The following is a 12,374-nucleotide window of genomic DNA, read 5'->3' as shown; positions in this document are numbered from 1 at the left end:
AATTTGGTCAGGCACTTCGTACAACCTCGTGTCACTCGCCGTGAAGGCGGGAGTCGGTGTCCGTGTCGCTCTGACTTGGAATAAGTTACGCGTCCGCCGAAGTCTTTGCCAAATCCACAGGTCAGAGACTCGGAGGTATCCATTTCCCCAGCAAGATTGCCCGTTTCAGTCGATTTTCACCAATTCGGACATCATGTGACGCCGGACACCGTGGCCGGATCGGCACGCTGCGGGAACTCACACCACTTGGACTCGGATACCTGCATCCTCGAACAACGCGACTTGCTTTGCGTCTACTGCAGCATCGGTAACCAGCACGGCCCCCGGCGGTATCGGCGCCCACGCATGGAAAGGACGTTCACCGAGCTTGGCGGAGTGGGCGAGTATGTAGACCTCGCCGGCACGTTCGATCATCATTTCCTTGAGCCGGGTCTGATCGAGCTCAGCTTCACAAATACCCAGGTCAGCGGTAACTGCATCGGCACCGAGGAATGCCTTGTCAAACGACACCCTCTGCAGCGACGCTTCCGCCAGTGGCCCGACGAACCCTTGACTGAGCTGCCTCAGCGTCCCGCCGAGACATTCGACTCGAACACCATCAGCGTCGGCTAACGCCTCGAGCGCCGTCAGCCCTGCAGCGATCACCGTCAAATTCGTCACGTGACGTAAGAACTCTCCCATCGCTCCGACGGTGGTACCTGCATCAAGGAGCACGGTTTCTCCGGGCCGGACCTGCTCAGCAGCCCATTCGGCGATGCCCCGTTTGGCGTCGAATCCCTCCATTGCGCGTTGACGCAAGGAGGATTCCGGATGAGGGTTGAGAGCAATCGCCCCGCCGTACGTTCGAGCAATTACTCCCTGGGCAGTCAACTGACTCAGGTCGCGACGGATCGTAGATGCAGTCACCCCGAATTGGGCAGACAGATCCTCGACACTGGCCAGACCGCTGGTGCGAGCGAGCCTCGCAATCTCCGATCGCCTCGCCTCCGACTCCCGAATGGCCATCGCTCCTCCCCCCTACAAACCCTGGTGCTTACTTGGAAACGAATGTGCTGGTTGCCAATTCGGCCGCCTGCCGCAGCGCTTCGACCATACTACCGGCCTCGGCGATGCCCTTACCTGCAATATCGAAAGCGGTTCCGTGATCGACGGAGGTACGGATGACAGGTAACCCGACGGTGATGTTGACGCCGGCCTCGATCCCGAGAACCTTGACCGGGCCGTGCCCCTGATCGTGGTACATCGCAACGATCAAGTCGTAGTCCCCACGTCCAGCGAGGAAGAATGCCGTGTCCGCCGGCAGTGGGCCGTGGACGTCGATTCCTTCTGCCTTCAAGAGTTCAACGGCGGGAATGATCTTCTGCTCTTCCTCTCCGTACCCGAAAAGCCCGTTCTCCCCCGCATGCGGGTTGATCCCGCACACGCCGATTTTCGGAGATGGATTGCCCGTGCGCACCAAAGCTTCGTGACCTCGACGAATGGTCCTCTCGACCAGGCCGGGCTCGATCCTGGCAACTGCATCGAGCAGTCCGATGTGAGTGGTCACGTGAATCACCTTGAGCTTGGGGGTCGACAACATCATCGACACCTCCTCGGTACCGGTCAGGTGCGCAAGCAATTCCGTGTGTCCGGGATAGATGTGTCCTGCCGCATGCAGCGCTTCCTTGTTCAGCGGCGCCGTGCAGATCGACTGGACTTCACCGCGTACGGCGAGTTCGCTTGCGACGCGGATATATTGATAGGCCGCATCCCCCGCGACTGCCGACAGTTCACCCCAGGCGAGATCCTCGGGTAGCAAGTCCAGGTCGATGACGTTGATCCGTCCATCGATGAATTCAGCATCCTTGATCTCCTCGATCGCGACCACGTCGACGTCTATTCCGAGCACCGTGGCAGCCAATCGCAAACGCTTCGCGTCGCCGACAACAACAGGGCGGCAACGCTTTCTCGTTTCGGCGTCGAGGAGTGCGGGGACGATCACTTCCGGTCCGACGCCGGCGCCGTCGCCCATCGTGACAGCAATCAGCGGCAGTGGAGTGGATTCGATTGACATGGGATTGACCTCGTTGTCTGAAGGTGGACTGTCCGGAGCGTCGACCGGGATGGGGCGCGCGAGAAACTTCGTTATAGAGAAAAGACTGTGTGCATTCCCGAAACTGCCTGGCCGCGTGACGATGTACCGTCCGGTGCGGTCGACGGAAAGTACGGCGCCGTGTTCAATTTCGTAAATCGGTGACAGAGTGTCGATCCGCAGGCGGTCGAGAACGCTGCGCGCGGTTTCGCCACCGGTAAGAACCAAGTCGATCGGGTTCTCGCTGTGGGAGAATCCTGCATCGACGGCAGCGATCAGATCGGCGAGAGCCGAAACGAGATGGACGGATTCTGCAGGCACGACAGGTCCACTTACCGAAACCACGACGTTTCCGCGATCCAGTGCGTTCAGAATCGGAAGCGGATCGACCGAATGCGCCAGGAGTTCAGCACTGTTCACTTCGATATGGTGCGCCCCTGAATCCCGAAGCAATGCCACTTGGTCCCCGGCAGACGCATCCGCCGTCCCCACAACCACCAAAGTAGATCGAGAATCACGAAGAGATGGACGCACGACGGGTGACTGCACGGTTCGTCGTCGTGCCACTGCCGTTGCGAGCGCCGATGTTCCTACCAGTCGAGAACCCCGAACATCCTGTGCTGCAGCCACAATCAGTTCCAGATCACTGTCGGTCTCGACGTCGCAGATCGCCACCGACCCGGCTTCTGAGATCGACGCAAGAACCTGGCTCAACCGCCCGGAGCGTATGTCGTCCAGCGATACGCCAGAAGTAATTGCCGACGAGCCGAGCGCCTCCGCAATCGACCGAGGAGCCGGCTTCGACTCCGCGCGCCACAGGTCGGTGGCGTGCAACGCAACCCCATCGACCAACACCACCCCGCCTTGCACCGTGCGCCCTTGCCTGGGCAGTCCGGCGGCGACGATGACCGGGGATCCGTCGCGGGAGAGTTCTCCAACCTCCGCCGCTATGTTGCCCCTGAGCAGGGAATCGATCTTCTTGACGATCTCGGAGCCGTCAGACGATTGCAGAACTGATCTCACGTCACGAGAGGCTCTGGCGGGGTCGGATCGCCGTGAGTGCAGATCGAAAACCGTCACTTCTGATCCGTCGGGCGCACCCGGGCCGAGTCGAAGCGATATGCCCGAACTGCGGAGCAGAAATCCTGCGGCCGACTCCGCGGCTCCGGAAAGATCATCAGCGATGATTACCAGTGGTTTCATCGAATTCCTCGACCCCCTTTCGGTCTGAATCGAGTATGCACAGCATCGCAACCGATGCGCGAAGTACGCAATCGAAGTTACGGGACTTGCGCGAAGTGCGCAACAGTGCCATTGTGAGCTGAGTTACAAGCGAGAGCCCGACGCGATTGTTCACCAACAGTCCGCTCGGAGCGTCGCCCCCACGCTGCCCCGTCAGGATCGAAAGGTCACCGATGACCAATACTCGTTTGCGAACACCACAGCTCTCCCGGCGATCCTTTCTGCAGTTCACCGGGCTGATCGGTGGCGCAACGCTTCTGGGCACGACTGCCGCGTGCGCCGGCCCTACCGGGAAGCCGACCCAGGACACCCTGGTGCTCGGGCTCAACCGTTCGCTCGTCAGCCTCGACAACAAACTCAATCAATTCGACGCAGCAGTCACGGCTCAACGTGGCGTCAGACAAGGTCTCACCCGGATCGGCGACAATCTGACACCGCAACTCGTTCTCGCTGACAGGTTCGAATCGACCGGCCCGACCGAGTGGACGGTTCGACTCCGCGAGGGCATCCGTTACTCCGACGGCACACCTGTGCTGATCGACGACGTCACGACGGCAATGCAGATGTACCAGCAGGTCAGCGGATCGTTTGTCGCACCGCAGTTCCCCGAGTGGCCGACGGTCGTGCCCATCGACGATCGCACCTTCATCCTTCGGACGAATTCCCCGGTGCCGGTTCTGGACTCGCTCATGTCCAACATCTTGATCACCCCGGCCGCTGCCAACGAACCCAACGAACTGCAGAGCGGAATCGGGTCTGGACCGTTCGTCGTCAGCGAATCGAACCGGGGCACCGGCGATTACACACTTGTCGCCAATGACAACTACTGGGGCCCGGCCCCTGGCGTTCGTCGTGTTCAGGTCCGCTTCATTCCCGAAGAGGCCGGCCGCGTCGTCGCACTTCGGAGCGGCGAGGTCGACGTCATCGACTCGATCAGTCCCGATTCCGCCGAACAACTCGCCGACCTGCCTGGTGTCCAGGTGGACACAGTGCCGAGCACACGCATCAACCAACTGTTCTTCAACTTCCGCAAGCCCGCCGATCACCCACTGTCCAATCCGCGTGTCCGAGAAGCTCTCACGTATGCCATCGACGGTGAGTCACTCGCTCGGGACGTGCTGATCGGATCCGCAGTCCCGGCCACCGGCCCCGCACCGTCGACCTTGGACGGAGCCGTGAAAACCGGTACTTACCAATATGATCCACGGAAAGCGCGGCAGATGCTCGAGGCCGAAGGCGCCGACGACCTCGAACTCACCTTCATCTGGGAAACCGGAGAGTTCACCAACGACGTCTCGGTGATGGAATCGGTACTCGAAATGATGAAGGCCGTGGGAGTACGCGTCAAACTCCAGCAGTTCGAACCGGGCGGTGACATCTCGTCCTGGCGCCAGGGCAAGACCGGCGACTGGGATGTGCTGGGCAACGGCTACGGCAACCAGACCGGACTTGCACTGACCACGTTGCAGGGGATGTACGCCGGCACAGCGGAGAAGGAAGCAACTCGCGACACCTATCACGGGTACGTCCTCCCCGAAATCACCGCGAAGATCCAAGCCGCATCCAGTGAACCAGACCCGACCAAGCGCGCCGCTCTACTCGACGCCGCACAACAAGACATCTGGAACACCTGGCCTTGCCTGTGGAGCTTCGTACCCAACGCACTCCTTGCGAAACGCACTCGTGTACAAAATGTTTCACTGACCCCGATCAACTCCTACGACCTCGGCGCCGTCCGATTGGAGGCCTGAGGCGATGACTCTCACCGCTCCGAAACCGCAAACCGCTCTCGGAATCTCTCCGCGTCGGCGCACAAGGATCAACCCGACCGTCAAATACGTGCTCAAACGCTTGGCACAGAGTGCCTTGACGATCTTCCTCACGCTCACAACAGTGTTCGTCCTGATCCGAATGGCTCCCGGCGATCCTGCCTACGCCTTGGCCGGACCGCTGGCCAGCACGGAGGATCTAGCACAAATCCGTGCTGACATGGGCTTGGACAAGTCGGTGTTCTCTCAATACCTGATCTACCTGTGGGACCTCGTCCATCTGAATCTCGGCACGTCGTACTCGTTCCAGGCGCCGGCCATGGACGTTGTCCTCGGCCGTCTCCCGTACACCATCACCCTTGCCGTCAGCTCCATTCTGTTGACCGCCGTGCTCTCGATTCCGCTGGGCGTGTGGATGGCCCGTCACGCGGACACCCGACGCGAACTCGGTGCGAACGTCGTAGCCGTCGGCGGGCAGTCCATGCCGGAGTTCTGGAGCGGCCTGATGCTGGTGACGATCTTCGCGGTCTTGATCCCAGTACTCCCGGCAGCCGGTTTCACCACATGGCCGTCGTTGATCCTGCCTACCGTCACCATCGCCATCCTTCAGATCGCGTTGATCTCCCGGATGGTTCGACGCGAAATGGTCTCGGCCTTCGCTTCTCCGTACATCACGGTCGCACGTTCTCGCGGAGTATCCGAACGCGAACTCACCTGGCGATATGCGATGCGTAATTCTGCGATTCCGATCGTCACCGCGCTGGGCACCAGATTTGCCGGAATGCTGAACGGCGTCGTGGTGGTCGAAGTCGTGTTCGCCTGGCCTGGTGTCGGCTCGCTGGTGGTCCGTGCACTCGAGACTCGCGACTACCCGCTCATCCAGGCCACCGTGCTTGTCACTGCGGTTCTCGCCGTGCTCGTGCAACTGGCAGTGGACCTCCTCTACCCCCTCCTGGATCCACGCGTGCGACTCGGAAAGGGCGCCAACTGATGACTACCGTCTTGGAACCTCCAACAACTCCACGCGCCAGCGCGGTCACCGAGGCAGACTTCGCACGCGCCGGAGCCACGCGCCGTAAGCGAGACAGCCGAGTCAAGATCTGGGCCGGCTCGATCTGCGCGCTCCTTGTGATTCTTCCTGTTGCATTGGCGGGACTACTCCCCCTTGCAGATCCGAACCAGACCAACCTGAGCAGTCGACGGCTACCGCCCCTCACCGACGGCCATCTGTTCGGCACCGATCAGTTGGGACGAGATCTCCTCTCACGGATCCTGCACGGCGGCCAGGTGTCTCTGACGATCGGTATTCTCGCCGTGATCGTCTCCGGGGTCATCGGCATAGTCGCCGGATCCGCCGCGGGGTACTTCGGCGGCTGGGTCGACACCGTCATCTCCCGCCTACTCGAAGCACAGCTTTCTCTGCCTCTGCTGATGATGCTGCTTCTCGTCGTTGCGCTGTTCGGTCCGTCCATTCCCGTCATCACGTTTGTCATCGCGATCGCGCAGTGGCCCGAGGTCGCACGGTTGACTCGCTCATTGGTACTCGTCGAACGCGAAAAGCCTTACGTAGCTGCAGCTCGAGTCCTCGGACTTACTCGCATGGCAATTCTGCTCCGTCACGTCATTCCGAACATCGTCAAGCAGGCCTCGCTCGTCGTCCTGCTGCTGCTCGCGCAGGCCGTACTGCTGGAAAGTTCGTTGAGTTACCTCGGCGCCGGACCGCAACGTCCGTTCGCAACGTGGGGACGAATCATCGCCGACGGCCAGGACTACATCACCACGTCATGGTGGATCGTCACGTTGACAGGTCTGATGATCGTGCTACTGGTCGTCGGAGTGAACCTACTCGGCGACGGCCTGCGCGATCGTCCTGCAGGTTCGAAACGACTGGGCGCAAGCCTGTTCGGGCGTGGCAACGCCCAGAAAGCAAAGGCGTGAGACATGGGCAATCTACTACGGGTCGACGACCTCCAGATCGAACTTGTCACGGCGAATGGCGTCATCCGAGCCGTCGACGGGGTGTCCTTCTGCATCGACGCCGGTGAAACCGTCACCATCATCGGTGAATCCGGCTCCGGAAAGTCGACCACGGCCATGGGAATCCTCGGGCTGCTTCCGGACGATCTTGCCGTTCTTTCCGGGAAAGCTGTGTTCAAAGGCCAGGACATTCTCGGAAACACGAAGATCTTGAACGATATTCGTGGAAAGCACATCGCCCTCATCCCCCAGGACCCGATGACGGCTCTGAGTCCCGTCCACACCATCGGCAGCCAACTTCGAGAAGCAGTGCGCCACAGCGGTGTGACCGCGAAGAAGCAACAAATCGAGCGGGCAGTGCAACTGCTCGAGCAGGTACGCATTCCGTATCCGGATCAGCAACTCGACAAGTACCCGCATCAACTGTCGGGTGGAATGCTGCAGCGCGTCCTCATCGCCGGAGCTCTTGCTGCCGGCCCCGAACTGATCGTGGCCGACGAACCCACCAGCGCATTGGACGTCACCGTTCAGGCCGGGATTCTGGATCTATTGCTCGAATTGCAGGAGCGCACCGGGATCGGAATGCTCGTCATCACCCACGACCTCGGAGTCGCCCGACTCGTATCCGATCGCATCTACGTGATGAAGGACGGACGTTTTGTCGAGACCGGTAACGCCGACGTTCTCGTCGACTCACCGCAAAGCGCCTACACACAAAAGCTTCTCGACGCCATACCGCACCTGGGGCCTTGGGATGGCGACCCCGCCCGTTCAACACAGATCGGAGCCTCGGCATGAACCCCCACGAAACGCCACTTCTCGCCGTCGAAGATCTCGTTGTCGAGTATCCGGTTCCCGACGGAGTTTTCCGAGCCGTGGATGCTGTGAGCTTCTCGGTGGAAAAGGGCAAGACCCTGGCCATCGTCGGCGAATCCGGATGTGGCAAGTCGACAATCGCTCGATCTATCGTCCGACTCCTCACACCGACCAGTGGACGCATTCTCGTCGACGGCAATGACATCGCGCAGATGTCGGAGAAGTCACTGCGCCCCTTCCGCTCTCGCGTTCAAATGGTGTTCCAAGATCCGTACGGATCGCTGGACCCCCATCTGACTGCCGAGGACATCATCGGAGAACCACTGCGCCTCAAAGGTGTTCGGAGCAAGTCTGAACGCGCCAAGGCAGCAGCAGAACTCGTCGATCGCGTTGGCCTGCCCAGCTCGGCACTACACCGGCGTCCGGCGGAGTTCTCCGGTGGCCAACGTCAGCGCATCGGAATTGCCCGTGCACTTGCCAGCGGACCCGAGATCCTGGTCTGCGACGAAGCAACCAGTGCTCTCGACGTTTCGGTGCAAGCGCAGGTACTCGCGCTCCTACGTGAAATTCAGGCCGACACCGGTCTGACGTACGTTTTCATCTCACACAACTTGGGCGTCGTCCGAGAAATCAGCGAGACCGTAGTCGTGATGTCGAAAGGAACCATCGTCGAATCCAGTTCCACAGACACAGTTCTCGCCAGTCCGCACGAGCCGTACACCCGCGCACTACGTGGCGCTGCTCTCGATCCCACCACCATGGTCGGCATCAAACCACGCCACGTGGTGGCAGCCCTGTCCAAGAACTTGCTAGCCAAGCAGACCGAATCACGAGGAGTTGCCTGATGACCGCCCCACTCGAGCTTCCGAAACTGGTGCTCGGCACTATGACCTTCGGAGATACGGTCGACATATCGGGTGCCGGATCGATGCTCGACGCAGCACTAGGCGCCGGTATCTCACACATCGACACGGCGAACGGCTATGCGGGCGGCGAGTCCGAGCGCATGCTGGCAAAACTGCTCCACGGCCGACGCGATTCCGTCACTCTGGCCACCAAAGCAGGAATGCCACACCCCGATGCCGGTGACAACAGCCCACTCTCGGCAAAGGGACTCCGAGCAAGCATCGAAGGAAGTCTGCGCAGACTCGACTCGGACTACGTCGACCTGTTCTATCTCCATCAGCCGGACCGAACCGTCACGCTGACCGAAACTCTTACCACCGTCGCGGAACTGGTTGCCGAGGGCAAGATCCGCACACTCGGCGTATCCAACTTTGCCGCGTGGCAAATAAGTGAAATCAACTACACCGCAGACACAGTCGGTGCTCCGCGACCGATCGTCGCACAACAGCTCTACAACTTGCTCGCGCGTCGCATCGAAGAAGAATACGCAGAATTCGCGGACGTGACCGGACTGACCACCATGGTCTACAACCCACTCGGTGGGGGCCTGCTCACCGGGCGCCACACCTTCGAGGAAAACCCCGTCGACGGCCGATTCGGCGACTCCCGTCTTGCGTCGATGTACAAGGAGCGATACTGGAACACACAGATCTTCGACGCCATTGCACAACTGACGGCGATCGCGGAACAGTCGGGCATCTCCCTGACCGAGCTTGCGTTGCGCTGGCTGGTCAGCAAGCCCGTCGCCGGATCGCTGCTCCTCGGAGGATCCAAAGTTACGCACCTCGAATCCAATATCGCGGCCATCGGGCGAGGTCCACTCGACGCCTCGACCGTCGAAGAGTGTGACCTCGTCGGTGCCGCCCTACGAGGCCCCATGCCCAACTACAACCGCTGAAACACCCGACCTTCATCAGGAAGAGTTCTTCACTATGTCAGCACAGGAATTCGCCGCACGTATCCGAGGACGCGAACGCATTCTCGGATACTGGTCCGTCATCGACAGTCCGGTCTCGACCGAATGGATTGCGCACGTCGGCTGGGACTACATTGCCCTCGACATGCAGCACGGCCTGATCGGCTATTCGGGGATGGTCGCCGGGCTCACCGCCATCGACTCGTCACCGTCCACTGTCGGGATGGTGCGCGTCGAGGCAAACAATCCGACGCCCATCGGCCGTGCACTCGACGCGGGCGCTGTGGGCGTCATCGTTCCGCTGATCAACAACGCCGAAGAGGCAGCGGCCGCCGTGGCAGCCGCCAAGTATCCGCCTTTCGGCATCCGCTCCTACGGACCCATGCGCTCGCAACTCCGTATCGGCCCAGTTCCCGCCGACGCGAACCGCGACACCGTTGTATTTGCGATGATCGAGACCCCACAGGGTCTGGCGAACGTCGAAGAGATCTGCACAGTGCCCGGTTTGGACGGCGTGTACGTCGGGCCGTCCGACCTACGAATCGCCGTCGGTGGTAAGCACTCCAACGATCCGGACGTCACCGAGGAATTCGAAGCAGCGCTCACCAGGGTGCGCGAAGCTGCCGCCGTCAGCGGAGTCGCTGCGGGAATCCACACACCTTCCGGTCAGGTTGCGGCACAACGGCTCGGGGAGGGCTACACGTTCGCGACCGTGGCCTCGGACCTGACACATCTGGCGAACATCTCGGCTCAGCATTTGGATGCCGCCAAGTCCTGATCCGGGTACAAAAATGGCGATGCTCCCGCACTTGGTACGGGAGCATCGCCATTCTCGAACAAACTATCGCTGAATCGCCTTGATCTCGAGGAACTCTTCGAGCCCGAACGTGCCGGCCTCGCGCCCGACGCCCGACTGCTTGTACCCACCGAACGGAGCATTCGTGTTGAAGGCGCCGCCGTTCACCTCGACCTGCCCGGCCCGCAGTTGCCGGGCGACGCGATCCGCGCGATCGGGGTCACCTGACCAAACGCCACCGGCCAGTCCGTACTCGGTGCCGTTGGCGATCCGCACTGCGTCGGCCTCGTCTTTGTAACCCATGATCGAGAGGACCGGTCCGAAGATCTCCTCGCGCGCAATGGTCATGTCTTCGGTCACGTTCGCGAACACCGTCGGCCCGACGAAATATCCACTGGCCAGACCGGTTTCGCGACCGTCGACAACCGCGGTGGCACCTTCCGACACACCTTTCTCGATGTATCCGCGAACGCGTCCCAGCTGATTCGCGTTCACCAGAGGACCAAGCACCGAAGTCGGCTGAGTCGGATCACCTACCGGGAAATGAGCGGCGACTGCAGCAGCAATTGCCGCTGCCTCATCCACCTTCTCCGCGGGAACCAACATACGCGTCAGCGCCGAACAGGTCTGGCCCGAATTGATGAAGCACTTTGCGACGCCATCCGTGACAGCCTTTTCGAGATCGGCGTCGTCGAGAATGACATTCGCCGACTTGCCGCCCAGCTCGAGCGAGACCTTCTTGATGGTGTCCGCGGCAACGATGGCCACTCGCTTGCCTGCACGAGTCGATCCGGTGAAGGAGACCATGTCGACCTCAGGGTGGCCGGCGATGGCTTCGCCCACTACCGGGCCGTAGCCACTCACCAGGTTGAATACACCTGCAGGCAAACCAATTTCGTCGAAGATGTCAGCGAGAGCGTACGTGATGAGTGGCGCAACCTCGGTGGGCTTGAGAACCACGGTGCAGCCCGCGGCGAGCGCACCGCCGACCTTCAAGACAACTTGGTGGAGCGGGAAGTTCCAGGGAGTGATGGCGCCGACAACACCCGCAGGTTCGCGAACAATCAGCGAATTCCCGACCTCGTGAGCGTCGAAATCATAAGTGCGAGCCAATTCGGCAAATGCATTCAAATTCGCGAGCGGCATTCCGATTTGTACGGGCTTCGCGAATCCGATCGGCATTCCCATATCCTGCGAAACAAGCGCCGCAAGATCATCGGTGCGTTCGGCAATTATCGCCGCGGCCTTGGAAAGATATTCGGCGCGCTCACCGCCGGATAGTGCAGACCAGGCAGGGAACGCCTTTCGTGCTGCCTTCGCGGCCGCGTCGACATCTTCGACAGTGCCTTCGGCGACAGTTCCTATCAGCTCTTCGGTAGCCGGATTGAGAACGTCGATCCGACCGCTGCCAGTGGATTCGATCCAGGCGCCATCAACATAGATTTTGGTGCGGTCGAGAATATCGGTCATCGAAGCCTCCGTAGTCATCACGCGTGCACAGGTGAGGTGGGCCCGATCACACGGGGCACCTCTTCCGAGCCTAGCCACGCTCGACGGGTTCCGTGGCGGGTTGGTATCGCGATTGGCGTTCGACTGACGAGACCTGTGGTGAGCGCAGGCTTTTCGCGGATCGTGTGAACGTATCGTTCCCCTCGCTGAAGAGGGTGAGAGTGTCGTTCGCTCGATCCCGGACGGGGTGGTCAGGCGGCGGCGTGCCCGCCCCTTGATCGTGCGAACGGTACGTTCGGTCGATCTGAGGCGACGAAAGTACCGTTCGCTCGAAGTCGGGGGTGCCGGCGGGGGTGCTTTCGGGGGGTGTTTTGGTTGGGTGTTTTGGGTACGAGAAAGCCCCCCAACCATCACTGGTTGGGGGGCTTCTCA

Annotated in this window: 10 protein-coding genes; 7 read left to right on the top strand and 3 right to left on the bottom strand. The window is 60.9% G+C overall.

The window, feature by feature from the left end; all coding sequences use genetic code 11:
- Nucleotides 1-237 precede the first annotated feature (237 nt).
- Both H7C86_RS35625 and pdxA read right to left on the bottom strand, forming a co-directional pair.
- Nucleotides 238-1,005: a DeoR/GlpR family DNA-binding transcription regulator gene (locus tag H7C86_RS35625; protein WP_003941419.1), complete on the bottom strand. Its 768-nt coding sequence runs from the start codon at nt 1,003-1,005 to the stop codon at nt 238-240.
- A 28-nt stretch (nt 1,006-1,033) separates the two neighbouring features.
- Nucleotides 1,034-3,274, bottom strand: a complete 2,241-nt coding sequence (gene pdxA / locus H7C86_RS35620) for a 4-hydroxythreonine-4-phosphate dehydrogenase PdxA (RefSeq protein WP_182263382.1) — start codon at nt 3,272-3,274, stop codon at nt 1,034-1,036.
- A 212-nt stretch (nt 3,275-3,486) separates the two neighbouring features.
- On the opposite strand from pdxA, the gene H7C86_RS35615 reads away from it, so the two are divergent.
- From H7C86_RS35615 to H7C86_RS35585, 7 genes are read left to right on the top strand one after another with little or no spacing between them, the layout of a single operon-like run.
- Nucleotides 3,487-5,064, top strand: coding sequence for an ABC transporter substrate-binding protein (locus H7C86_RS35615; RefSeq protein WP_182263381.1), 1,578 nt, complete (start codon nt 3,487-3,489; stop codon nt 5,062-5,064).
- Nucleotides 5,065-5,068: 4 nt separating this feature from the next.
- Nucleotides 5,069-6,073 carry an ABC transporter permease gene (locus tag H7C86_RS35610; protein WP_007732496.1) on the top strand — a complete coding sequence of 335 codons (1,005 nt, stop codon included), beginning with the start codon at nt 5,069-5,071 and terminating at the stop codon, nt 6,071-6,073.
- Nucleotides 6,073-7,020, top strand: coding sequence for an ABC transporter permease (locus H7C86_RS35605; protein ID WP_019746660.1), 948 nt, complete (start codon nt 6,073-6,075; stop codon nt 7,018-7,020). The genes H7C86_RS35610 and H7C86_RS35605 overlap by 1 nt, the downstream gene beginning before the upstream one ends.
- A gap of 3 nt (nt 7,021-7,023) precedes the next feature.
- A complete protein-coding gene (locus H7C86_RS35600) occupies nt 7,024-7,857 on the top strand; it encodes an ABC transporter ATP-binding protein (RefSeq protein ID WP_053062092.1) in 834 nt (277 codons plus the stop codon).
- Nucleotides 7,854-8,720: a dipeptide/oligopeptide/nickel ABC transporter ATP-binding protein gene (locus tag H7C86_RS35595; protein ID WP_182263380.1), complete on the top strand. Its 867-nt coding sequence runs from the start codon at nt 7,854-7,856 to the stop codon at nt 8,718-8,720. Before H7C86_RS35600 ends, H7C86_RS35595 begins: the two co-directional genes overlap by 4 nt.
- Nucleotides 8,720-9,679, top strand: a complete 960-nt coding sequence (locus H7C86_RS35590) for an aldo/keto reductase (protein WP_021334655.1) — start codon at nt 8,720-8,722, stop codon at nt 9,677-9,679. Before H7C86_RS35595 ends, H7C86_RS35590 begins: the two co-directional genes overlap by 1 nt.
- 34 nt (nt 9,680-9,713) lie before the next feature.
- Entirely contained in the window at nt 9,714-10,475 is a 762-nt protein-coding gene (locus H7C86_RS35585; RefSeq protein WP_182263379.1) for an HpcH/HpaI aldolase/citrate lyase family protein, read from the top strand.
- 63 nt (nt 10,476-10,538) lie between these two features.
- On the opposite strand, the gene H7C86_RS35580 is transcribed toward H7C86_RS35585, so the two are convergent.
- Nucleotides 10,539-11,963 carry an aldehyde dehydrogenase family protein gene (locus tag H7C86_RS35580; RefSeq protein WP_007732506.1) on the bottom strand — a complete coding sequence of 475 codons (1,425 nt, stop codon included), beginning with the start codon at nt 11,961-11,963 and terminating at the stop codon, nt 10,539-10,541.
- Nucleotides 11,964-12,374 lie beyond the last annotated feature (411 nt).

Source organism: Rhodococcus sp. UFZ-B548 (assembly GCF_903819475.1).
Classification (GTDB): Bacteria; Actinomycetota; Actinomycetes; order Mycobacteriales; family Mycobacteriaceae; genus Rhodococcus_F; species Rhodococcus_F erythropolis.
The sequence above is the reverse complement of the archived record's forward strand: the minus strand, read 5'-3'. Positions and strand labels throughout refer to the sequence as shown.

Bases quoted from the DNA above. Each gene is read 5' to 3' on its own strand.
- H7C86_RS35605 (WP_019746660.1), top strand. From the start codon at position 6,073: ATGACTACCGTCTTGGAACCTCCAACAACTCCACGCGCCAGCGCGGTC.
- H7C86_RS35595 (WP_182263380.1), top strand. From the start codon at position 7,854: ATGAACCCCCACGAAACGCCACTTCTCGCCGTCGAAGATCTCGTTGTC.
- pdxA (WP_182263382.1), bottom strand. From the start codon at position 3,274: ATGAAACCACTGGTAATCATCGCTGATGATCTTTCCGGAGCCGCGGAG.
- H7C86_RS35600 (WP_053062092.1), top strand. From the start codon at position 7,024: ATGGGCAATCTACTACGGGTCGACGACCTCCAGATCGAACTTGTCACG.
- H7C86_RS35610 (WP_007732496.1), top strand. From the start codon at position 5,069: ATGACTCTCACCGCTCCGAAACCGCAAACCGCTCTCGGAATCTCTCCG.
- H7C86_RS35585 (WP_182263379.1), top strand. From the start codon at position 9,714: ATGTCAGCACAGGAATTCGCCGCACGTATCCGAGGACGCGAACGCATT.
- H7C86_RS35580 (WP_007732506.1), bottom strand. From the start codon at position 11,963: ATGACCGATATTCTCGACCGCACCAAAATCTATGTTGATGGCGCCTGG.
- H7C86_RS35625 (WP_003941419.1), bottom strand. From the start codon at position 1,005: ATGGCCATTCGGGAGTCGGAGGCGAGGCGATCGGAGATTGCGAGGCTC.
- H7C86_RS35615 (WP_182263381.1), top strand. From the start codon at position 3,487: ATGACCAATACTCGTTTGCGAACACCACAGCTCTCCCGGCGATCCTTT.
- H7C86_RS35590 (WP_021334655.1), top strand. From the start codon at position 8,720: ATGACCGCCCCACTCGAGCTTCCGAAACTGGTGCTCGGCACTATGACC.